This window comes from Pseudonocardia wallangbongensis (assembly GCF_054486945.1).
Map to the genome: position 1 here is coordinate 154,973 of NZ_JBRERS010000014.1, position 22,510 is coordinate 177,482.

General features: G+C 70.0%; 12 protein-coding genes. 5 read left to right on the top strand and 7 right to left on the bottom strand.

All coding sequences use genetic code 11. The features are described 5' to 3' along the window. Positions 1–671: 671 nt before the first annotated feature. From drmC to drmD, 5 genes are read right to left on the bottom strand one after another with little or no spacing between them, the layout of a single operon-like run. Positions 672–1,430 carry a DISARM system phospholipase D-like protein DrmC gene (gene drmC / locus ACU436_RS35790; protein ID WP_459031513.1) on the bottom strand — a complete coding sequence of 253 codons (759 nt, stop codon included), beginning with the start codon at positions 1,428–1,430 and terminating at the stop codon, positions 672–674. Further along, a complete protein-coding gene (gene drmB / locus ACU436_RS35795) occupies positions 1,402–3,438 on the bottom strand; it encodes a DrmB family protein (RefSeq protein WP_459031514.1) in 2,037 nt (678 codons plus the stop codon). Before drmB ends, drmC begins: the two co-directional genes overlap by 29 nt. Then, positions 3,438–7,151 (bottom strand): DISARM system helicase DrmA, encoded by a 3,714-nt coding sequence (gene drmA, locus ACU436_RS35800; RefSeq protein WP_459031515.1) that lies wholly within the window; start codon positions 7,149–7,151, stop codon positions 3,438–3,440. The genes drmB and drmA overlap by 1 nt, the downstream gene beginning before the upstream one ends. Further along, on the bottom strand, positions 7,148–11,182 hold the full coding sequence (locus tag ACU436_RS35805; protein ID WP_459031516.1) for an Eco57I restriction-modification methylase domain-containing protein: 4,035 nt from the start codon (positions 11,180–11,182) through the stop codon (positions 7,148–7,150). Before ACU436_RS35805 ends, drmA begins: the two co-directional genes overlap by 4 nt. Then, the gene (drmD, locus tag ACU436_RS35810) at positions 11,179–14,370 is read right to left on the bottom strand and encodes a DISARM system SNF2-like helicase DrmD (RefSeq protein ID WP_459031517.1); all 3,192 of its coding nucleotides are present in this window, start codon (positions 14,368–14,370) and stop codon (positions 11,179–11,181) included. Before drmD ends, ACU436_RS35805 begins: the two co-directional genes overlap by 4 nt. A 121-nt stretch (positions 14,371–14,491) precedes the next feature. Here drmD and ACU436_RS35815 point away from each other — a divergent pair, with 121 nt between their 5' ends. The 4 genes from ACU436_RS35815 to ACU436_RS35830 all read left to right on the top strand — a co-directional run bounded on the left by ACU436_RS35815 (position 14,492) and on the right by ACU436_RS35830 (position 18,368). Continuing rightward, positions 14,492–15,583 (top strand): helix-turn-helix domain-containing protein, encoded by a 1,092-nt coding sequence (locus ACU436_RS35815; protein WP_459031518.1) that lies wholly within the window; start codon positions 14,492–14,494, stop codon positions 15,581–15,583. A gap of 158 nt (positions 15,584–15,741) precedes the next feature. After that, a complete protein-coding gene (locus ACU436_RS35820; RefSeq protein ID WP_459031519.1) occupies positions 15,742–16,119 on the top strand; it encodes a hypothetical protein in 378 nt (125 codons plus the stop codon). 723 nt (positions 16,120–16,842) lie between these two features. Beyond that, positions 16,843–17,223 (top strand): hypothetical protein, encoded by a 381-nt coding sequence (locus tag ACU436_RS35825; protein WP_459031520.1) that lies wholly within the window; start codon positions 16,843–16,845, stop codon positions 17,221–17,223. A gap of 116 nt (positions 17,224–17,339) precedes the next feature. Next, positions 17,340–18,368 (top strand): DUF2637 domain-containing protein, encoded by a 1,029-nt coding sequence (locus ACU436_RS35830; protein WP_459031521.1) that lies wholly within the window; start codon positions 17,340–17,342, stop codon positions 18,366–18,368. A gap of 90 nt (positions 18,369–18,458) precedes the next feature. Here ACU436_RS35830 and ACU436_RS35835 read toward each other — a convergent pair whose 3' ends face one another. Together ACU436_RS35835 and ACU436_RS35840 are read right to left on the bottom strand one after the other, a co-directional pair. Beyond that, on the bottom strand, positions 18,459–18,626 hold the full coding sequence (locus ACU436_RS35835; protein ID WP_459031522.1) for an SH3 domain-containing protein: 168 nt from the start codon (positions 18,624–18,626) through the stop codon (positions 18,459–18,461). A gap of 167 nt (positions 18,627–18,793) precedes the next feature. Next, positions 18,794–20,815 carry an FAD-binding protein gene (locus tag ACU436_RS35840; protein ID WP_459031523.1) on the bottom strand — a complete coding sequence of 674 codons (2,022 nt, stop codon included), beginning with the start codon at positions 20,813–20,815 and terminating at the stop codon, positions 18,794–18,796. A gap of 1,316 nt (positions 20,816–22,131) precedes the next feature. Between ACU436_RS35840 and ACU436_RS35845 the strand changes: the two genes are divergently transcribed. Then, positions 22,132–22,398: a hypothetical protein gene (locus tag ACU436_RS35845; RefSeq protein ID WP_459031524.1), complete on the top strand. Its 267-nt coding sequence runs from the start codon at positions 22,132–22,134 to the stop codon at positions 22,396–22,398. Positions 22,399–22,510: the final 112 nt, after the last annotated feature.

Consider the following 22,510-nt stretch of genomic DNA (forward strand, 5'->3'; position numbering starts at 1 on the left):
GGCCGCCTGCTCCGTCGGGCGGTCAAGGAGGCGGCACAGGCAGGCGCGTTCGGCGTACTCCTCGACGACCGCGGCCGGAAGCGGTTCGTCACCACCGAGGAAGCGGCGGACGTACTCCGTGTCCCTCACCGCGTCGCGGTACTCGGCAACAACCCGCCGAGCCCGGGTGGAGCCGGGCCGGAGGACGTCGATCGGCGTCGGTTCATCGCCCAGCATGGTCCCGGCGCGAGCGACGAGACCCAGGGTGATCATCGGTGACCGGTAGTAGAGGCCGTACCCGCCGAGCGCCTGCTGTACCGACTCACCACGCGGCAGTGTCGCCAGGTCGTTCGACACCGCACGGAGCCGCCGCGCCCCGACCGGGCTGTACCGACATGAGCGTGGGCAGCGCTCAACCGCAAGCCCCAGGTCCCACTCGCTCGCCCGGATGAAGCGACCCAGCTCCGCCATGCTCGCCGGCAGCGCCCGCTCGCGGTACTCGTCGAGGAGGAAGGCATGGAAGGCGAAGTACCGGGCGACGGAGGACAGTTCGAGGATCCCGGGTATCAGCCAGGGCAAATAGCGGTCCTGGGTCATCGACAGGTAGCCCAAAGGATCCTGGCCCTCGCCGACGCGCAGCCCGGGCCGAATCCACTGCGGCCCGACCGGAGTCGCCGACTCCACGCCATCGTTCATCGGCGCGGTCCCGGTGTGGGCAGCACCCGTTCGTAGATGGCGTCCTCGGCCCGCCGCATCTCGGACTCGACCGCCTGCGCGAGGTTCGTGTTGTCGGCCAGCACACCCAGCTCGACGTTGCCGTGTTCTGCGCTCCACGAGAAGTTCGCGCTGGTCACGAGCAGGAAGCGATGATCGACGGCGAGGAACTTCGCGTGGTTGCGGACGTAGCCGCCGTCGAATTCCTTGGTGTGCATGACCACCCCGGGACGCAGGTGGGCCGCCACTTCCCCGGTGCTAGGTGCCGAGGCATGGCCGGCTGCCTTCCGGTCGACGTAGACGCGGACCGCGATCTCCGGCCGCAGCGCCGCCGTGCGGAGGGCGGTCCACAGCGCGGAGCTGCGCTGGAAGTTGAAGGTGGAGCAGGTGACGGACTGGCGGGCGCTGTCGACGAGGCGCGCAACCGAACTCGTCAGCGGCCCGCTCCGGGCGAGGTGGCCGGGCATCGTCCACAAGGGGTCGATCGCCGTGGTGGTCGAGCGGGCGCCCTCGATCCCCCGCAGGACGGCCACCGCCTGGTCGCGGACGAACGCGACAGGATCCGGGGCGAGCAGCACCCGCAGGGGTGGGCGCCGCCCGGCGCCCACGGCTCTGAGCGCCGCGGTGACCGTGTCACCGTCGGCCAGCCGGTCCGCGATCTCCTTCGCCTCCGTGCCCGTGAGCAGGCGGCCCAGCTCCCGGGCCGCCTCAGCGGACGGGTGAGAAGAACCCAACATCGCTCCCCGGAAGATTGAGGAGGAACCGGCGGTCGAGGAAGCGGTTGGCCTTCTCGCACGAGGTCTCCGACGCCATCACGCAGCAGTGGCAGGCCGCACCGTGCAGGAAGTCCTCCGGGTTCTGAGGGGTGCGCATCGCGCAGATCGGGTCGGACGAGCAGCGCTCGGCCCGGTACAGGGCAGCGGAGACGACCCGTTCCAGCCGGTCCGGGGTGCTGAGCTGCACGAGCCCGCCGAGCGTGCCGTCGCTGTCGGACGCGGTCGTGCAGATCAGCAACCCTGCCGCGGCGGCCCGCCCGGGCGCCGCCGGCCAGGCGTAGAGCCGCTCCGACAGGCTCGCCGCGGAGTAGCCGCAGGTCATCGCCAGCTCACGGATCAGGACGTGGGCAAGGGTGTGCACCAGCCAGTAGCGCGGCGGCTTGAGCCGAGTATCGGGATGGACCGTCTCGGCGGTCTCGGAGAACCGGCGCTCGAAGTTGCGGCGGTGCGCGTCCCGATGGTCCTCCCATAGTGGGGTCGAGAGGATCCGGCTCTCCCACGCCGCGACGGCGTCGCCGTCGAGCTGCAGGAAGATGCCCTCGCCGCGGTCCTCGGTGGCAACGGTCCACGTCGGGCGGTCGGTCCGGGTGAGCGGGGCGAGCCGCCGGGGCAAGTCGCCGACGCGGTCCATGTCGTCGATGCGGGTGAAGCCGACCAGCGCGTTGACCTTACGCAACCGCTCGACGGCCAGCACGCGGGTGATCGAGGCCGGTAGATCCGGGCCGCGCTCCATCATCGAGAGGGTCAGCCCGCTCGCCGGGTCCTCCTGGTGGGGACCGATGGGGTCACGCTGCAGGTAGTCCCACTCGGGGACGAGCAGTTCGACCGGATCCCAGTCCCGGATCTGCTCCTCCTGCTCCTCGGGGCTGACCGGAGGAGCGATTGCCGCCTCGACGGCGTCGAACAGCTGCGCGTCGGACAGCTCGGTCACGTCGACCCGACCCTCCAACACGTCCCGCAGTGTGTCCAGGTCGTCGCGGTACTTCGCGAGCTTGTCGCCCAGGGCGAGACGGATCTCGTCGGCGACGTCCGCGGCACGCTCGGCCTTCGACTCGGGCATCACGATCACCGACTGGGTCGCCGGGAACCACAGATTTGACGCCCCGACCAGGATCAGCTTGGTCTTGTTCTTGCATCCATTCACGTCGAATGCGTCGAGGTGCGGGTGACGGCCACGGCAGTCCGGCAACTTCGCCCGGCCGACCTCGCCCTGGGCCTCGTTCATCGGGCGGCGCAACCCACAGGATGCGCATTCGATGACCGCGGACGCGCCCTTGCCGACGGTGCGGTCGACCATCCGCAGTGCCGGGAACTCCGCCTGCGCACAGGCCTGGCCGTGATGGACCCACTGGTCGTAGGGGAACTCGTCGAGGTGGCCATCGACGCAGGCCAGCAGGTAGCGGGCGGGCACGGCCGGGCGACGGGCCGCCTTGCGCCCCCCGTGGCCGTTGCGTCCCGGGCGCCCGGTGCACTTCGCGTGCTCGAAGCCGGCGAGATCGGTCCGAAAGGGGTGGGTGTTGCGGTAGTCGAACTGAGCGAGGCCGGCGAGCATGTCGCAGCCGGTGCAGCGCAGCCATTGCGGGAACACCCGGGCCGGCACGCCCAGGTCGCTGCCCTCGGTGGAATGCACGTTCTTCTTCGGTTGCCACGGGTGGGGCCGCAGCTGAACATCGGGCGAGCGCAGCAGCATGCGGACCACGTCGCGCAGCCGCGGAGCGCGGATCTGGGGGATGCCGTCGCGGCGGCGCCAGATCCGGTCCCAGTCGTCGAGGCCTGCGGGCATGACCGTGAACTGGGGCAGATCCATGATCGCCCCGGGGCCATAGGTGTAGAGCAGCGACGACGGTCGCCCCGACCCCACCTTGGCGCGGTTGTGCTTGGTGCCCTTCTCGGCCTCCTGATCGGCGTCACCGAGCGGGTCGACCGGCGAGGCAGGGTCGTAGTGGAATCGGCCCTCAGTGGTTGTCATCAGTCCTCCTCCGGCATCTTCCAGGTCGGCGAGCCGGGCGGGGCCACGTAAACCAGGTTCTCCGTGATCGGGCTGACGAGGAGGTTGATCTCCGGCTGCACCTCGCGCATGGAGTTGGCCACCACGAACGGAGCCGCGTCCTTGCTGGTCGCCATCGCGCGAGCCATCTCGGGACTCGTCATCAGTGGGCCCTGGTGCGCCTCGTCGGGGGTGCGCTCGTAGGCCAGCGCCTTGGACAGGCTCTTCAGGTAGGCCCGCCGCTTGCTCCACTGGTCGAGGCGGTTCGTCAGGTGCTGGCGGGCGCGTTCGGCGCCGTCGTCGTCCGAGGCCAATCTCGTGCGCTCGACCAGCGCGTCGATCATTTTGACGACGGCGTCGCGCTCGTCGTCGATCCGGCCTGCGGACTGCTCCGGCGAGAGCCCGTCAGTGACGATCGCGTGCTGCACCCGCGCCGCGCTGACGAGAACCCCGTCGAGGCCACGCTCCAGCGACGTCACGGAGAACGGCGTCACCGACAGTGCCTCGACCTGGCGGTAGAACGTCTCGTGGTAGTGCCGGAACTGCTCGAAGTGTGCGAGGTCGCGCGGGCGCGCCCAGTTACCGAGGCTGACCACCAAACCCGGCCGACCCGGATCCCGCCCCACGCGCGAGGACGCCTGGATGTACTCCGCGGTGTTCTTGGGCTGCCCGACGACGAGCATCAGCCCGAGCCGGGTGACGTCGACGCCGACCTGGAGCATCGACGTGGCCAGCACCGCGTCGAACGGGTTGGTATCCCGCTTCGGCACCGCCTTGCCCGCCTCGCGCAAGTCGCGAAGCTCGCGCTTCCCGTCCGCCGAGTCGAACGCGGGATCGAACTCGACGGCCATCTGGTCGAGTGTCCCGGTGATGTCGGCGCTGGCCACCCGCGAGGTCAGCTCGGCGGTGTGCAGGTTGCCGTAGTCGGTTCCCGAACGGCTCGGAAGCAGCGACCACGGTCGACGCTTGGCCAGCGCGGTCTGCACGTCGTCGCCGAGGTAGCGGGCCATACCGGCCAGCTCCCGGATCGCGCTGAAGTAGCCGACGAGCGTCATGTAGGGGTCGGCAGCCCGCCCGGACCGGTCGAGCAGCAGTTGCGCGCCCGCCATCAGGATCTCGGCGACCCGGATCTCCGCGGTGGTCAGGCGAACCCCGGTGGTGCTGATCCCCACGTAGCGCCGGCCGGGGAACTCCTCAGACACCGGCGCGTCCTTCGAGAAGAACGTGCGGCCGGCGTCGAGCACCTGCGGCGGGAAGATCGTGACGTGCCTGCCGTACAGGGCACGGACCTGATCGGGGGCGTTGCGGGCGGTGGCCGTCGACGCCACAAGCAACGGCCGTATCGGGCGTCCTTCCTTTTCGCGCCAGGAGGTGAGAACGTCGACGGCCACCTCGAACAGCCCCACCGTGGTACCCAGCGCACCGGTGATGAGGTGCAGCTCGTCCTGAATGATCAGGTCCGGGGGGCGGAGCCGGCCCACCGGCCGAACCGTCGCAGGCGGCGCCCCGTCCTTGCCCTTGGGGTGCTTGCTGCCGTCCTTGATATCGCAGAAGCGGTAGTCGGGATGGACGTAGCCGTGGCGCCCGCAGCGCCGGTTGACGAACCCGAACAGCGCGGCCGCCGCGCCCTCGCGAGCCAGCCGGGCGAACTTGTCCACCGTGGCGATGACGAACGCCGGGGCGAGCCGGTAGATCTCCTCGTCGATGGTGAGGACGGGCAGACCTTCCTCGACCGTCCCGCCCTCGGCGAACGGGCATCCGGCCAGGTCGTCGCCGCACCGCACGTACACGCGTCGTTCCGAGGCGGCGGCCTGGATGTCGCGAGCGGTGATGCGGCTGCCGCACCACGGGCAGCGCTGGATCTGCAGCACGGTGAGCCGGTGCCCGCGGCCCTCGTTGACGCTCTTGAGCTGCTTGTCGGCCTCCTCCCACCACTTCGGGCTGACATCCGTGCCGACCCACAGCCCGATCCGAAACGGCTCTTTCCCCCAGGTGGCCGGGTCCTTCTGCCGGGCCAGCTCGGCGGCGCAGACGAGCGCGGTGGCGCGCTGGAACTGCTGCGAGGTGAGCAGCCGCAGCGTGTAGCGCATCAACACGGCGACGCCGTCGCGGCCGTCGAGCGTGCCGTCGGGGGTGTCGACGACGCCCTGGCGGCGACGGACCGCGAACGTGTACGCCGCGAGCCCGAGGTAAGCCTCGGTCTTGCCACCGCCGGTGGGGAAGAACAGCAGCTGGGCCCGAGCCATGTTGCCGTCGGAGCGCTTGGGCGTGGCCGGGTCGGTGAGCATCGGGAGCTGGGCGAGGATGAACGCGAGCTGGAAGGTGCGCCATGAGTGGGCGCGGGCGCCCTTGTCGTCGAGGACCGCGGCGCGGGCGGCGGCGATGTCCAGCGTCGGGTTCTTGGCGCGCAGTTCGGCGACCTGGGTCTGAATGCGCTGGTCGGCCATCACCCGGTTCATGAACCGGAAGCAGCGCAGCGGCTCGTCGTCGGTGGCGTCGAGGAGGTGCGCGAGGCCGTCGGCGAGCTGCTGGGCGACCTGGCGCGCCTCGGTCACGGCGTCGTGGGCCTCGTCGCGTAGGTGCTCGGGCAGATCGGCCGCGCGCTGCTCCTCGCCGTCGAGCCACTCCCGGTAGCCGGTGATGATCGGCGTCAGCCCGGCTTCGAGGGCGCCTCGGTCGGCCGTGGCGAGTTCCTCCATGTCCAGCAGCGCAGCCTCAACCTCCTCGGCCGTGGTCTGCGGGGTTTCGGACGTCGGCAGCCAGGTGGTCCACACCGAGGTGGCCCGCCGCTTCTCAGGGCCGACGGCCCAGTCGACCGAGCACGTGCGGCCCAGCGCGAACTCCAGGCGGTCGCGGTACTGCAGCCGCAGCCGCCGCAGCTCGTCGTCGCGCTCGTCACGGGCGTCAAGCAGCGCGTCAGTGACCGGCAGGAACACCTCCGCGCCGCCGGCGTCGACGGTCAGCCTGGTCTGGTAGAGCCAGGCGTCGACGGGGATCTTCCGCGGCGTCACCTTGTCGTTGCACAGCGCCACCTCGATCATGCGGCAGCCGCGGTCGGCGTCGTCGTAGCGGTCGACGCGCAGCACGACCTTGTCGTGCAGCACGTAGGTCTTCGTCGTGCCGGGGACGAGGTCGGCGACCCGCACCGTCGTGGGGAACTCCATCGGTGTGCGCTGGTACTTGCGCGCCCGCGGCGAGTCGGAATGTTCGTCGGCCACCGACTTGTAGGTACCCCAGGTGGCGAGCACGGTGAACGTGTCGAGGTCGGTGGGGATCTGGAAGCGCAACCCCATCGACGCGGGGATCATCAGCCCCCGCTGCTGCGGCTGGTCCTCAGCCGAATCCTCGTCGGCCGATGCGGTGCCGTCGTCGACTGCGGTGACCGGCACGCCCCGGCCCTCGTCGGCGTCGACGGCGTCGCCTACGTCGGTGGCGGCCTCCGGGTCGTCGGCGGTGGTGGGGTCGTCGCGGCCGGCCGTGAGCCGAGCCGGGGCAATCCGGCCGATGAGATAGGCCGAATCGGGCGAGCCAGTAAGAAGTTCCCGCGGACCATTGGCCGGGCCGAGAAGTTCGCGTTCAAGGATGTCGGACAAGTTCTCCCGGGCGGTCCACGACCGGCCGTCCGGCTCGTGGGCGAGCCCGAACGGCGGCCGCTCCTCGCGCCGGACCACCGTCTTGGGGATCGAAGTGCTCATTCGTCCTCACCCTCGGTTTCCTCGGCCTCAGCCGGGGGAGGCGCCTCGCCGTGCGCGGCAGCGCGGCGGTAGTTTTCCTCCAACAGCCGGTCGAGGATCTCGACCCGCGCCGTCGGGCTGACCGTCCAGCGGCGCATCTGTCGGTAGATGTGGAAGCTATGGTCCAGCGGGACGTCGTCCCAGCCGTAGGCGGCCATCACAGCTTCGTCGAGCTCGACGTGGATCTGGCGCAGGCGGGCCACGTCGAGGTCGACAGAGTCGGATATATCTGGGTCGTTGACGAGGTTGTAGAGCTTGGTCAGCCCAAGGTTTCGTCGGAGCATAATCTCCCGACGCTCGGTGTCGAGGCTCTTGCCGACCTCGCCGAGGCGATCAGTCGGCCTTGGGCGAGGGAAGGTCTCGAAGACGACCGACGGTGTGTAGGTCGGATCGACCCTCATGGTGGTGCCGTACCTGATCGCCCACGTCTGATGCGGGCTCGACGACAGGATTGCCTGATCGGCGTGCAGATCCGTAGCGAAGACCACCAGCTTCTCGTGGAAGACCTGATCATTCGCGACGCGAACGGGCATGACCGTCTTGCTAACGCGGGCGATGACCACCACCTCGTCGAACCCGGCGATCGCTCGACGCATTCCTGGCCGCTTTTCAGCGTATTGCCACCATCTATCGCGCAATGCCTTGCGGTTCACCTTCTGACGCTCGGACTTGACCTGCACCCTCACTCGCTCGAAGGGCAGGTGATACTTCGCGGCTGCGTCTTCAGAGCGGTCGTTGAAGTCGATGACCCAGCGCGACGGTGACGCGTCCGGCCTGGAGTTGAGATTCTCGCCGTTCAGGTAGGGAAACAGCACCTCTTCGTTATGCGGGTCAGCCTCGATCCACTCCGCGGCCTCCTCGGGTTCGAGCACGAACCCCATGCCGAGCACGATGCAACCCTGAAACGCGATGCCGGCATTCTCCGCGAGGCGGATCGCGTTGCCCTCGACCCGACCCTCGGCCTCCAGCAGCGTGGAGATCCGCGCCACCACCACGTCGTCGGCCACGCGGAGCGCATCCGGGGCAACCTCTCCCCGCGTACCCCAGGCTGCGGCGAACTCCAGGTTTGCACTCGCAGCCGGCCAAGACCGGCTCTGAATGGCGCGGGTAAGAGTGAAGCCTGCGGCGACCATGCGGTCGAGACCAACCTCGCGAGTGTCGCCCTGAGCCAAGGTGTTCGTCGCGATGAGCCCGAGCGCGCCCCTGTCGGTCAGCAGCGAGGTCGCACGGAGGAAGAAGTACGCGACCAGATCCGCGCTGCCCTTCTGTCCGCCCGCCACCACGTTGACAAGCCAGTCGCGCACACCGGTTCCGAGCGCACCGGTGAGCTTCTGACCGCCGAGGAACGGCGGGTTGCCAATGACCGCATCAAATCCACCCCTGTCCATCACGTCCGGAACCGCGAGGATCCAGTGGAGCGGACGCCAGCGCCCATAGTCGGTCTCCACAGTCGGGGTGAGACCGGCGTCGAGTATGCCGTCAAGCATCGTCCGGTCCGGATCCGACCCGTCGCCGGGGTGGGCCTGGCCGACTGCGATTTGCAGGTTCTCGTACGCCTCGCGCAACGCCTTTCCCGGTTTGCCACCCCAACGCAGCCCGGCCGCCACTACTCCGTCCGCGACGTCGACGAGCTGTTCCGTCAGCTCCTGGTACTCACGCCACTGCCGCCGCTTTGTGGCTGCGGAACGCTGCGGGTCGGCATCGTCGACCTCCGTGGCGAGGCGCCGCCGCAGCTTCACCGCCTTGGCCAGCACGTCATCGACGTCGAGCGCCGACAGCGGCATCCGACCGCTCGCAACGGCGGGATCGATGTGCTGGAACTTCAGCTGGTCCTCGCTGGTGAGGCCGAGCAGGGAGTTGCCGTGCAGCACCTTGTCGTCGACGAAGGAGAACGGGAGCTTCGGATCCAGCGACACGAGCCAGAGGGAGAGCTTGCACATCTCCACGGCCATGGCGTTGATGTCTGCGCCGTAGAGGCAGTTCGCCACCACCTCGCGTATCGCGCGCACGCGCTGCTCATGCGGTGCGCCGGTTGCCACTCCCTCCCGCAGATAGGCCTCCACCAGCCGGTCGGCGAGATAGCGGGCGGCGGCCACGAGGAACGCGCCGGAGCCACAGGCGATGTCGACGACCTTCAGGTCGAGGATCTGCCACGACTTCAGGGGCGTCCAATCAGTCGAGTTGGGCTTCTGGTACGAGCCGGGATGGAACACCAGAGGCTGCAGAGCGTGCTCCACCACTTCGGTAGCCAGCGAGCGAGGCGTGTAATGCGCGCCGGCGGTAGCACGGGACGGCGTCTCCACCACCACCAGCCCGCCGGGCTGCACGACCAGGGGGCGGTTGCGTAGGTCGCGGCGAATGATCCCGACGAAGGGCCGCAGCCGCTCGCGGAGGCCCGGAGACGTGGCCACCGCCCGCAAGGCCCGGTCGGCGTCCTCGATCTCGTCGTTGGTGCGGATCGCCTTGGTCAGCGCCGACTTCGACACCAGCGAGGCCGCGGGCTGGCTCGCCTTGACCGCGGCTAGGATCGCGTCGGCCCGCTTCGCCGGGTCGAGATGCCGCTCGGCGAGATCCTCCAGTTCGGCGAGCGGCAGTTCGGGCTCCTCGCCAGGCTTGCCGATAAGCCCGACGGTGACCTCGTCGACGTCGACGCACGAGTAGCCAAGCAGGCCTTCGTAGATGTAGCCGATCTGCTCGACGTCGATGTCGCGGAAGGAGATCTGCCGCGCAGGTTGGCCCTTCAGCCGGGCAACTTGCACTGCGCCGAGCACCTCCAGCATCACGCGGTCGCTGACCGTGACCGCCAATGGGCCACGCTCGCTGCGTGCGGTGAGGAACGCGAACCGGTCGGGATCGAACAGCGATCCGCCGTAGGACGGCAACCGAAGATCCTCGAATGAGGCTCCGCGGTAGAGCGCCAGCGAGGTGGCGAGAAGCCGATGCCAAGTCAAATGCGTCGCGTCGAGAGCCTCGGCATTCTCCGCGTCCTTGCGCTTTGTAAGTGCCTCAAGCTCATTGCTGATGCCGTAGCCCGCGGCGAACAGCCGGCCCTGCGGCAACAGCCCGCGCTCCTCGGCGAACAGCAGGAAAACCACCCGCATCATCACCGTCACGGCTGCCTCGTACACCTGCGGCCGGTTTCCGGGAAGCGGGTCCGGCTCGCCGCGATCGCGCGCGTCCAGCGCTGCCTCTGACAATGCCTGCACCAGCAGCTCGACCGCGCGGCGGACCTGCACGCCGAGCGCCTCCGTGATCTCCTCCGCGGCGGCGACCGACTCCTTGAACATCAAGGTCAGCCGGTCCTCGGGCCGGCCCGCGACCAGGCGGCGGCGCGAGAGCAGCTCGATGAACGCGTTGCGGGTGGCCGGCTCCTCCACCCACGTCTGCGCGTCGACGATGCCGGAGGCCACCATCGTCTCCGGCCGGGCGCTGACGATCGCCCACCACCGACCGTCGGTGACCACCCCGATCGGCACCGATGCGGCCCGCAGCAGCTCCTCCATGCGGTCGATCGGGCTGGTGGCCCAGCCGTCGGTGAGCGGGTCCCGCAGCGAGTCGACGGGATCGACGACGAGCACCAGCGCGCCGGTGGTGTCGCCGTGGATGAGCGCTCCGGTGGCGGTCACCGCGACCGTGAGGTCGGGCGAGCGCACGGCCGCGGCCGACGCCTGGCCGTAGGCGGACGACCAACCCAGTACGTCGCGGAGCACGACCTGCACCCAGGTGTCGCGGGCGGCCCGGTATCCGTCGAGCGGAGCCTTCCGCCGGCGGTCCCAGGCCTCCCAGGCCTTCTCGAACGCCGGCTTGGCGTCCTTGAGTGCGGCGACCGCGTCGGCGTCGGGCTGCGGGATCCCGCTCCCGTAGACGCGGCTCAGGGCCGGGACTGCGAGGAACGGCCCGTCGGTGTCGACGAGCTCCAACCACTGCCGGTGCAGGTCGCCCGTGGACGGGGCGCGCCGTTCGCCCTGCCGTCTCATCTGGGGCCGCATCATCGGGCCACCGTCCCGGCCTGGGCGTCCTGCGGGGTCAGTGCGAACACCACGGCCGCCGCCGACACGTGCGGCTTGACCTCGGCGTAGCGTTCCGTAATCGCCGCCACCTCGCGCTGTTCCTCCTCGTCGAGGCTCTCCAGCCGGTCGCGCATCGCCTCCAGGTCGCGGCGGCGCTGCTTCTGCTGGTCATCGGTGAACAGCATCTCTTCCTGAGTACGGATCTCGGCGGTCAGCCGCTCGCGCGAGTCGCGCAGGTTCGTCCGGAACGCCCCGAAGATCTCCCGCGCCCGGGCGACGTCGGCCGTGCGCCGCGCCTCCAGGGCCTCGGCGACCTTCGTCTGCCGGGCCTCTGCCTTTCGGGTCATCGCCGTCAGCAGCCGGGTGCGCAGCCGGGAGCCGTCGGCGTTCCACTCCTGGGCCAGTACGGCCCGCACGTCGTCGTCGGCGAGGGTCAGGTGCTCGGCGTCGAGTGCCGCATCGAGCACCTCCTCCACCTTCGCCTCCGCCATCGCCTGCCCACGCACCCGGATGCCGGTCAGGAACACCTCCTCATGCAGCCGCAGCCCGCCCCGCCCGACCAGCACCAGCCGCGACACCGCGGCGACGCACGACTGCGGCAACCCGTCGACGACCACCGCGGTGACGCGGTGCACCGGGGACTCGACGCCGAACAGCGCGCTGCGCAGCAGTCGGGTGGAGCGCCGCATCAGGGCGTGTCCCAGGTGGACGTGCACGAGATCGGTCCGCTTCTCGGCGGCCCGCTCGTCGAAGGTGATCGGGCGCAGGACGTCCGGTTCCAGGCGGGTGGCGAGGCCGTCCAGTGCGGGCTGCCACGCCGGACCAAGGGCCGGGATGGCGAACACCTGAGCGTCGGTGTCCGCGTCGCCGACCTCCTCCAGCGGCGGCTGCGCGGTGAGCGCCAGCGCCGCGTCCACCACGCGGCGCGCGTTGCCGGGCGTCAGGTGCATCTCGATCTTGCGCTCGGCGTAGGTCTGCGACAGCTCGGTGAGCCGGCGGTTGAGCTCCATCCCGCCGGCGAGCGCGCGGGTGATGATGGCGTTGCCGCTCTCCGGCGCTGTTTTCGCGGCGCGGCGGGGGCGGCCGGCGAAGTGCTCCTGCACGTCGGCGTCGATGATCTGGTTGACCGAGCCGAGATCGTGCGCGACGGTGCCGACCTTCTCCGCGATGCGGCGCATGAAGTCCATGTCCGCGGCGTAGGTGGACGAGGTGGAGTCGGGCGCGAAGTGGTAGATCTCCGGGATCTTCTCCTGCCCGTAGCGGTCGATGCGACCGATCCGCTGCTCGAGGCGCGACGGGTTGAACGGCACGTCGAAGTTGACCAGCCGGTGACAGTGATCCTGCAGGTCGATGCCCTCGCCCGCGGAGTCGGTAGCCAACAGCACCCGAACCGCCGTACGGCCCGGGGGCTCGGTGACGGGCGAGGTGAATGCGGCGCGGATGTCCTCACGGTCCTCGGGAGGCGTGGAGCCCTGGATCACGCCGAGGACGTCGCGGTAGCCCCGCTGCGACAGCACGCGCGTGATCCAGTCGAGCGTGGCGGCGTACTCGGTGAACACGACGACACGCTCGTTGGTCCACGTCTTCCCGTCCGGGCGGCACACGGCGTCGAGGAACTTGATCAGCCGGGCCAGCCGGGAGTCGGGCCGGTGCTCGTAGCCGCGCCCCCAGTCGACGAGCGAGCTGATCTCCTGTGCGGTGGCGGACACCAGCGGGTCGGACGCCTTGCTCTGTCGCAGGGCGGTGAACTCGGGGTGCTCGACGTCGCCCTCCTCCTCGTCCGACTGCCGGCTGCCGAGCACCTCCTGGTAGTACTCGTCGTCCCCGTCGTCATCCCAGCCCAGATCGGGCAGGGCGCCGGCGGTGGCCGCGTGCTCGTACAGCTCCAGGGTGCGGGCGAACGACCACGGACTCGACAGGAACCGCTTCTTGAGCAACAGCGACACGATGTCGCCCGAGCGGCCTTTGCCGTTCGCGCGGGCGCTCTCGGTGAGGATCCGGTCGAGCGTGGCGAACCGCGCCTGCTCGTCGTCGCTCGGGGTGAAGTCCAGCGCGGCGATCCGGCGCGGCTGAAAGCCCTTCTCGGTCAGCTCGCCCTTCAGCCGGCGCACCGTCACCTCGCGTAGCGCGGTCTCGTCGAGCATCGCGCCGCGGCTGAACCGCCGTCCGTCGATCATCTCCAGCAGCGCGGTGAACGACTCGGAGTAGCCGTTGTGCGGGGTGGCGGACAGGAACAGGCGGTGCTCGCAACGCTCGGCGAGAGCCCGAGTGGCGGTCGTGCGGGCGCTGTCCACGGCGTAGCCGCGGTGGCCGCTCGCCGCGCTCGGGCTCGCCGGGGCGACGTGGTGGGCCTCGTCGACCACGAGGATGTCGAAGGCGAAGCGGCGTGCCAGGCTCGTGTCGCGCACGTCGGCGTACACGCTGCGCAGCAGGCGCTGGGCCCGCAGCGACGGCAGCCACGCCATGCTGACGATCACCCGCGGGTGCAGGCGGAACGGGTTGGCGGCGAGCCCGTGGCTGCGGCGGGTCTCGGCCAGCAGCTCGCTGTCGACGATAACGAAGTCGAGGCCGAACTTGTCGCGCATCTCGGCCTGCCACTTCAGGCGCAGGCTCGGCGGGCAGACGATCACGACCGAGCGGGCGCGGTGACGCAGCAGCAGCTCCTGGATGACCAGGCCGGCCTCGATCGTCTTGCCCAGTCCCACGTCGTCGGCCAGCAGCAGGTTGGTGCGCGAGGACTGCAGGGCCCGGCGCAACGGCTCGAGCTGGTAGGCCTCGACGTTTGCGCCGCTGCGGAACGGGGCCTGGTAGGAGTCGGCGTCGGCCGAGGTGACCGCGCCCCAGCGCACCGCGTCGACGTAGGCGGCGAGAGTGTTGGGGTCGTCGAAGCCGTCGGCGCTGACGGCGTCCGGGAGCCCCTGGTCGGGCGCGACGGTGTGCCCGACCTCCAGCTCCCAGACCACGGCCAGCTCTTCGCCGAGACGGTCCTCCTCCAGCGACTGCAGGCTCACGACATGGGTGAGGCCGGCGGTACCCTCGTCGGCGGGGCTGCGCGGCAGGCCCTGGCGCCGGACGTCGGCGACGGCCCAGGTGGACCCGCGCACATTGACGATCTGGCCCGGCTCGGGTGCCAGCGGCAGCGCGTCGGCCCGCTCCAGTGCGATCGTCATCGTTCCCCCATCACGTACCGGCTACCGTCAACGATCACGGCGCGTCACAGATCCATCGCTCGGATGCGCCACTGTGCCGGATTGTTGCGATTTTCGCAACCTCCTTGCTAGCATCCCGTCCATGCCCAGCACCTCCGACCGTGTGCGTGATCTGATCAGGGAGTCCGGGCTGACCCAACACGACTTCGCGGTACGGATCGGACTGGACGACTCGAAGCTGTCCAAGGCGCTCAGCGGCAGCCGTCGCTTCTCCTCACTCGATCTCGCGCGCATCGCCGATCTGTCCTCGGTCACAGTCGACTGGCTGATCACCGGCGACCAGCCACCGCTCGCCGTCGCGGCCCGCACCACCGGGGGCAGCGCCCGCAGGGCTGTGAACGAGGCCCGCCGGCTCGCCACGATGCGCTCGGACCTCTCCGATCTCGGCTTCGCCCAACCGTGGCGTCCGCTCGAGATCTCGGCCGGTACGAGCGGGTGGACCGAACAGGGCACCCAACTCGCCATGGCCGCACGGGCCCGGATCGAGGGGGCAGACCAGACAGACCTCGTCGGGCTAGTGGAAGCAGTGTTCGGCGCCGACGTCGCCGTACTCGACCTCGGCAGCGGGTTCGACGGGCTGGCAACGTCCTCGGATGAGGTCAAGCTGATCGTGCTGGCCACCTCGGCGGTGCCGACCCGCCAGCGGTTCACCCTCGCCCACGAGCTGGGACACCTGCTCGCCGGGGACGACCAGGGCGTTCATCTCGACGAGGACGTCTTCGACCGGGCGCAGGGAAAGACACCCAGCGAGCTGCGTGCGAACGCGTTCGCCGCCGCGTTCCTGATGCCTGAGCCGACGCTGCGCGCGGCCGTCGGCGGCACCGGCTTGACGGAGCAGACCTTCGCCGCGCTCGCCTGCGATCTGGTCGTCACACCCTCGGCGCTCGCGTACCGCTTGAAGTCGCTCCGGCTCATTGACGCCGGCACCTGCGACCGGTTCCGCAGCCTCACCGCGCGCCGGGCGGCATCACTGGCCGAGCGAGGACCGGACTTCGCCCGGCAGGTCAGCGAGGCGAACAGACAACGCCCCCCAGGTTTGCTCACCCGGGATGCCTACGCCGCGTACGACGCGGGCGCGACGACACTGCGCCCCTACGCCAACCTACTCGGCGTCGACGTCGACGAGATCAGGCGGGCACTCGACGTCGAAAACGGGACGATGGACGTCTCGTGACGACGTTCCTCTTCCCCGACAATACGGTGCTGTGCAACTTCGCTGCCGTGGATCGGCTCGACCTGCTGCAGGTTCTACTGAACGGACGGGGACGGTGGACGACCGCCGTGGCTTTCGAGGCGAGCAGATCCGCGCGGTACCTCCCGGCACTCGCCGGCGTGCCGGCCGCCGGGTGGCTGGACGAGCCGATTGAGATCACCGCCGATGCCGAAGTCCAGCGCGTGAACCGGGTGCGCCGGGCAGTGTTCGGCGGTACGGACGACAAGCCACTCCAGCACCTCGGCGAGGCCGAGACCTGCGTTGTGATCAAGGAGTGGGCGGAGTTCGCCGGTTCGTGGTGGATCTCCGACGATCGCGAGGCGTTGCGGTACGCCCGGTTCCAGGGCATCACCACCTACGAGACCATCGACCTGCTCAGCATGGCGGTCGCAGACGGAGACGTCACCGACAAGCACGCCTACGAGGTCATGGTCCGCATGAGCAAGGAAGGTCGATCGCTGCGACTGCCGCGATCCGCGTCCGACCTGAGGCGATAGCCGGCGCTGATCAAAATGATCTCGGCGGCGCCGCTGGCAGCGATGGCACGGTCGGTAGTCACCAGCGGCGCCGTGAGCTGAAGCGCGCGGCGAGGATGAAATCGGTCGAAGGGGTCGCGCAGCTCCAGACGCGATGGATCGCCACGCACTTGACGCCCCCACAAACTCATCAAGCTCGCGCGGCCAGAACCGGACAGGGAGAGCATCCACGAGGTCCTGGGATCAGCCTCACGGAGGGCACCAGGAAATCGACCCAGTGGCCCACAACCCACGAATGCCCAGGTAGCGGCAGCGCAACCGACCCAGATGAGCCGGACCACACCGACAAACGCGCATCCTTCACGAGCGACGAGTCGATCACGCATCAGCAGGCTTCAGAGCGCTTGGCGCGGCAAGCTCGGTGAGCCAATGTGAGACGACCCACCTCGGACACGAATCAGGGCCTTGATCCACTTGCGTGAATCAAGGCCCTGACCTGGGGAAACTCCCCATCTCGCCGTCGGGACGACAGGATTTGAACCTGCGACCCCTTGACCCCCAGCGGGCGAGGAAGCCGCCAGCAGGTCTCTCCTGCGCCCCTGACGTCGGGAGTAGTCCCAGGGCAGGGCCTCCCATCCGCCCCTGTCCGCACAGTCTGTGAGACGAATGTGAGACGCGGGGCAGACCCGGCCGACGATCCAGACACCGGCCGGGGCATTGATCGGAATCGGAGGTTCCGACCCCGTGCAAAACCCACCACCGACCCGCCCCGCCGACGGTCACGTCCCCGCCAGCTCACCACCACGCGACCTACCCGCCGGCGGCGAAACCCACCTCACCCCCGCGATCGGCGCCCGCGTCGACGATCGCGAGCCCGACCCGGCCGCCCAGCCCCGCACCCATGCACACGCCGACACCCGGACGCTGGACGACCGGCTGACCGCCACACGGACTCTGACCGCCACCGGGCCCGCGACCCACGCCGCCTCGGCCGTGCGTATCCCCGCCGCGCCCGACCACGAGACCATCGAAACCGGCGCACCGCACCCGCAGGCCGACGAACACTCCGCCGGCGCCCTCAACAACCTCCACCCGCTCCCAGACGACCGGGAGCCCGGCCGGTGACCACGACCGCAGACCGGCCCGGGACGAGCGCCACGGACCGCTACCCCGCCCGAACCAGAACCAGACCGACACGCGGAACGGGAACCCCTGACGCGGCCGGCAGATCCGACCCACCCATGCTCGTCGATACGCGCTGCAAGCCAAACCATTGCATCAGCCCGCCTCCGGACTTCGCCGCCGCGCCGGTTAGCGACACGTATTACGCGACGCATGGCCAGACGACGACGATGCGCCGGCGGTGGGCACGAACCTGGCCCAGCATCCTCGCCGTCGTCACATTGTCCGCAGTCGGCGGACCCGCCGCCGTCGCCAGCTACCGCCACGCCCGCGACGTCATCGCCCAGCACGGCGACCCGATCATGGCACCCTGGCTCGCCCTCACCACCGACGGCATGCTCCTCGCCGCGCTCGTCGTCATCTGGGTCCGCCGCCACCGCAGCGAACCCGTCAAAGCCGGACCCTGGACCGCATTCTGGGCCGGCATGACCGCCACCATCGCCGCCAACCTCGCCGCCGCCCACCCAACACCAATCGGCATCATCGTCGCACTGTGGCCACCAGTCTGCCTAGCGATCACACTGGAACTGGTCGCGCTCGTCGCCTACCCGACCCAACAGCCTCCGACCGCCACCGACGCTCGGCGCGGCGGGCGGACCGAACATGTGCCCGACGACGCCCACCCGGCTCCCGGGCAGGGGCCCGCCGAGCCCGCGCGCCAAGCCCGGGCACCGCGAACGCGCGAGGCCCGCCACAATACGGACGGCGAGCACCGGCACCCGCCCGACGACGTGCCCGCCAAGCCCACCACCAAGACCGGGCGCGGGCCCGCCGCCGGGCCGGCGAGCAGCAACGGGCACCCGTCCGGGCTCGAACACGCTGCGCCCGGCCAATTCCAGCGAGATGCCTCGAGCCCGGCCGGGCAGTCGACCGTGCCCGAACACAGGCACAACGACCAGGCCCCAACCGGAGGCGTGCCCGACGACCACATCCTCGCCTGGCTACGCGAACGGGAACGCACCACCGGGCACGTGCCCGGACGCAGACAGACGATCGAACAGTGGGCACTCGGCTCCACCAGAGCCGACCGCCTACGCGCGATCGTCATCAAAGAAGCCGCGAGCAAGACCGCCGCACCGGCAGGCTGACCAGGCCCGGGGAGCGCATGCAGCCAGTCAGCGCAGGTCGCGGCCTCCCGACCCGGCAGGAGATCGGTCGGCCCTGGGTGTCCATGTCGATCAGGACCGTTCCGTAGTGGCGGTTGCGGCGCACGGTACGGCGCCGACCTCGGGATCGGGCAGGCCACGCACCAACAGCAGCGCGTTGCGGCCGCTGATCAGACCCAACCGGGCAGCCAGCCACGAGCCGACGCGACCGGCCAACCTCACGTCGCGGTGCATCTTCACCAGCGGCAAAGTCCACCGGCCGTAGGCGCCCTGCCCCGACGAGTGGCGCCTACGGGGCCCCACTCCAGACTGGCCCCTCAGTCGAGCCCTGGCGCCGGGACGTGACCTCGGCGGACGGCTGCGTAAACCAGAACCAGTTCAGAGTGCTACAGCCAGCCACGGCGGAGCTACCCGCGAGCAGACTTGCCGTCCAGACGTGCACGGTCACGGCGAGCTCGTGCCCGCCGCAGCTGTAGCCACCAACGGCGCCGCACGCCGGGCGGCGGGGGTTCGTCCTCGTATCGGCTCCACGGATGGCGCCAGTAGGCGCGACGCTTCGCATGAACGCTGCATCTGCGCAGATTGGCGCGGCACTTCGCGAACTTGTCAAGCTCGGCCGGGCTGCCGTCGGCTGGCTGCAGCATGTTCGACAGCCAGTTGCCGATCTCGATGCCGTCGGTGCCGCGGGCACGGACCCAGTAGTCGTCGCGCGTGTTCACCCAGTGCAGGTACTTGGCGGGCTGGGAAGCCGGCGGGTCGGCGAGTGGGTGAGCCGCCGAGTCGGTGACTCGAAGGTTCCGCCGGGCCCGCCGGTGCACTGCTCCGTACTCTGGGTGGAGTTCGTAGTCCAGCCAGGGTGTAGTGATCAGGTTGGAGCAGTCCGCCCAGATCGCGATGCGGTAGATGGGGCGTGAGTCGTCTGCGTCCCCGTCCCATCGGCTTTCCACTTTGGCTCGCAACTTCATCGCCTCTTCGACGGCGGCGCGCTTCGGTACGGGGCATCGCACGTCGCGCAACTCCCGGTAGGCCCTGTTGATCTCTGGGGCGAGCTTGAGCTGCGGTTCGACCGGTGCTGCCGGAAGGTTCTGGAGAGCGGTGTAGACCTGCGGGAACGAGCGCTGGATGGCCGTCTGCTTCCGGCCGATGCGGAGCACCAGGTCGTGCGCTTCGGCGACTCCGCCGGACTTCCAGCGGACCCGGTAGCGCAGGCCGTCGGGCCGGTGCGGGGCCAGCAATACGGCGTCGACGACTTCCATCCCGGGGATGTAGTCGACGAGGCCCTCCCGACACATGAGCCACCCCAGCAGCCGGTTGAGCGGCTGGGCCCCGACATCGGCCGGCTCCGGCACTCTGCCTGCCCAGGTGACCGCCACGTTCTCCCGCTTCAAATCGTGGAGCAGTTCGGCCGCATCGTCCAGGGCGTCGCCGACGGATCCGGACGTCTTGTACATCTGCTCGTATGCGGCAGCCTGGAATCGGCAGCCGGCGTCATACGCGCTGCGGTCCCCGGCGACTCCCCTGGCGGCCTCCTTGGCGGCGTGGTCTTCCAAGGCAATCATTTGGTTCCTGAGGTCCTCGTCCTGCAGCCGCAGCGTGCACTCATCGAGGAACGATCCGTGGTCCAGCGCCTCCAACCGGGCCCGGAGCATGTCTATGATGCCGCCATCGCCGGTGCCGACCACCAGCGCCTTCCGTGGGTCTGCGCCCGCCTCGACCGGGGACTGCGCGACGGGGTCGACCCGCCAGTAGGACTGCACCGGTAGGCGTCCCGCCGAGCGCTCGATGCCGAACCCCACCGCGAGGATGACGACATCGGCAGGAGGATCAAGGCGCTCAGGCTGCGTACCGTCGCCGCTGGCGACCGTCCGCCAAACCGGTGGCGCCGGTGGGCTGCCGTCGCTGCCGACCACGGTCCACCTGACCGGCAACTCAAGGTCCACGTTCCGGACGTGGAGGCGCACGATCGTGGGCGGGCCAGGGCTGTGCCGGTCGATCCGCAGGTAGTCGGCCAGGATCTTATCGGCGACACCGTCAGCGGTGTCCACCGACCAATTGAGGATCGGCAGGCCGGCGCTAGCCTGCCGGGCCCTGCTGTCGATGGGCCAGTCGTAGATGTGTGGGTGCAGGTAGCGATTGGTGCAGCCCCGCTGCAGATGCAGCAGTGCGGGCCCTTCCTCGAGGATGACCACCGTTGCACCGTGCAGCCGAGCCGCGGCCGCGGCCGTCACTCCGGCAATGCCGCCGCCGACGATCACCACTGTCTTCTCGGCCAGCGGCGTGCTGGCGTTCAGCTCCCAGACCAGCGTCAGCGCCCGGACCTGCTGGGCGGCGATGGTGAGTTGGCGGGCGCCGTGGCCGATGACCTGTATGGGCGGCCGGGTTGACACCTTCGTCGTGGCGAGGATCGGGGCGGGCTCCGAGCGGCCCATGGCAGTTCCCTCCGCAGCGGACGGGGTTCCTCATCTGAGGCGGCGGCGGTTGGGCCTGATACCGCTGAGCCAGTCGCGCTGCTCGGCCCCCCGGCACCGCCTCGAAACCCCCGCACCGCCTCGATCCGGGTGCGAGTGCCGGTGTGTGGCTCATCGCCAGGATCCCGCAGCCGGCCGACCAGTCCGCAACAACTGTTACTTCGTGGAGCGACGGAACGTCACTGGATTTCCCGTGCTTCACCCGAACCCGACGCAAGCACGACCGTCTATGCCGTCTGTGCGGGGGTTTGCCACCCATCCTGTTCAGGAGGGCTGAACCCACCGGGAGCGCGTCGCGGTGTTCGGGTATCCGTTGGCGGAGGGCCCGCTCACCGGGGTGTGGCGGGAATTCACGGTGGTCGGGCCGACCACCGGCGGTGTAGTGCAGCTGGACTGGGCCGGCGAGGCAGGCACCTTCCCTGGGCACAGCGGCGGCGCGGTGCTCGACCTGGAGACCGCCGACCTGATGGAAATCCTGATCCAGGGATCCAAGGAGGGCCGGTTCGACCGGTTCCTGCCGGTCACACTCATCGCCGGTGTGGCCGGAACTGCCGCGCCGCTGGCTCCTAGCCGGCTTAGAGGGGCGAAGGCACTTCACCCGCCGCGCCCACGGGCAGCGCAGCCGCACCCGCGGCGGGCACCTGTTCCGCGGCCGCGACAACGCGCTCACCGAGATCCGCGACGTGGCTGGCCGCCACCGAGTCGCCGGAGCTTCCGCTGGTCATCACCGGCCCGCCTGGAGCCGGCAAGTCAAGCGTGCTCGCCAGAGCGGTGCTGGAGCTCGAAGCCGACGGGATCAGACTCGGGCTGGCGTTGCACGGTCGCGGCGCCACCCACGCCGACCTGCTTGATGCGGTGGCCGACCTCGCCGAGGCCGACCAGGTCGCATCCCGGGCTGCGCTGCTCGATGCCCTCGTCGAAGCCCGCCCGAGCCAGCCCTTCCGAATCGCTGTCGACGCGGTGGACGAGGCCGCCACCGCAGACTCGGGTCGCGGTAGCCAGCCGAGCGCTGGCCGCCAGCGCGCGGGAGCGCTACCTCCCGGGCGGTTTGCTGCACGAGCTCGGTGTCACTGCCGCCGCCAGCCGAACCTCATCGACTTCGCTACTTCGACCCGGCCGGGCTGGCGGAGTTCTCGTCCGCCGTGCTGGCCCAAGCCGGACTGGACCGCCGGGACCACCCGGCCGGGCGTGGGCCCGCTATCGGGCCCATCCTGAGATCTGCGGTCGACTGGCCCAGGTGATCGCGCGTCGCGCCGACCGGAACTACCTTCGCCGCGATGGCCGCGGTCCCGCTCTCCGAAGCCGCGGCGCCGCTGGACCCCACGAACCCAGGATTCCATGACCGGGACGTCCCGTCCGAGGTGGGCGAGGCCCTGGGCAAGTACCTGGAGGCGTTGCCTGAGCCGGACAAGGCGCGGACCCGGGGACTGCTGGCCGCGCTGGCCTACGCCCGCGGCGTCGGCCTCGACGACCGGCTGTGGCTGGGCTTCTCGGCCGCGCCGCCCGGTGACATCGCCGGGCTCATGCAAGGACCCCAGGCGTAGGCGGCCGCTCCGGAACAGCTCCGACAACGACGCGCCATCCCATCAATCGAGACCGGCACAACTGAGGGATCTCCCTCTAGCGATACCGCCCGGTGACCTCGGACGCTGCCGC

Bases quoted from the DNA above. Each gene is read 5' to 3' on its own strand.
- drmC (WP_459031513.1), bottom strand. From the start codon at position 1,430: ATGTTGGGTTCTTCTCACCCGTCCGCTGAGGCGGCCCGGGAGCTGGGC.
- drmB (WP_459031514.1), bottom strand. From the start codon at position 3,438: ATGACAACCACTGAGGGCCGATTCCACTACGACCCTGCCTCGCCGGTC.
- drmA (WP_459031515.1), bottom strand. From the start codon at position 7,151: ATGAGCACTTCGATCCCCAAGACGGTGGTCCGGCGCGAGGAGCGGCCG.
- ACU436_RS35805 (WP_459031516.1), bottom strand. From the start codon at position 11,182: ATGATGCGGCCCCAGATGAGACGGCAGGGCGAACGGCGCGCCCCGTCC.
- drmD (WP_459031517.1), bottom strand. From the start codon at position 14,370: ATGACGATCGCACTGGAGCGGGCCGACGCGCTGCCGCTGGCACCCGAG.
- ACU436_RS35815 (WP_459031518.1), top strand. From the start codon at position 14,492: ATGCCCAGCACCTCCGACCGTGTGCGTGATCTGATCAGGGAGTCCGGG.
- ACU436_RS35830 (WP_459031521.1), top strand. From the start codon at position 17,340: ATGCTCGTCGATACGCGCTGCAAGCCAAACCATTGCATCAGCCCGCCT.
- ACU436_RS35840 (WP_459031523.1), bottom strand. From the start codon at position 20,815: ATGGGCCGCTCGGAGCCCGCCCCGATCCTCGCCACGACGAAGGTGTCA.
- ACU436_RS35845 (WP_459031524.1), top strand. From the start codon at position 22,132: ATGGCCGCGGTCCCGCTCTCCGAAGCCGCGGCGCCGCTGGACCCCACG.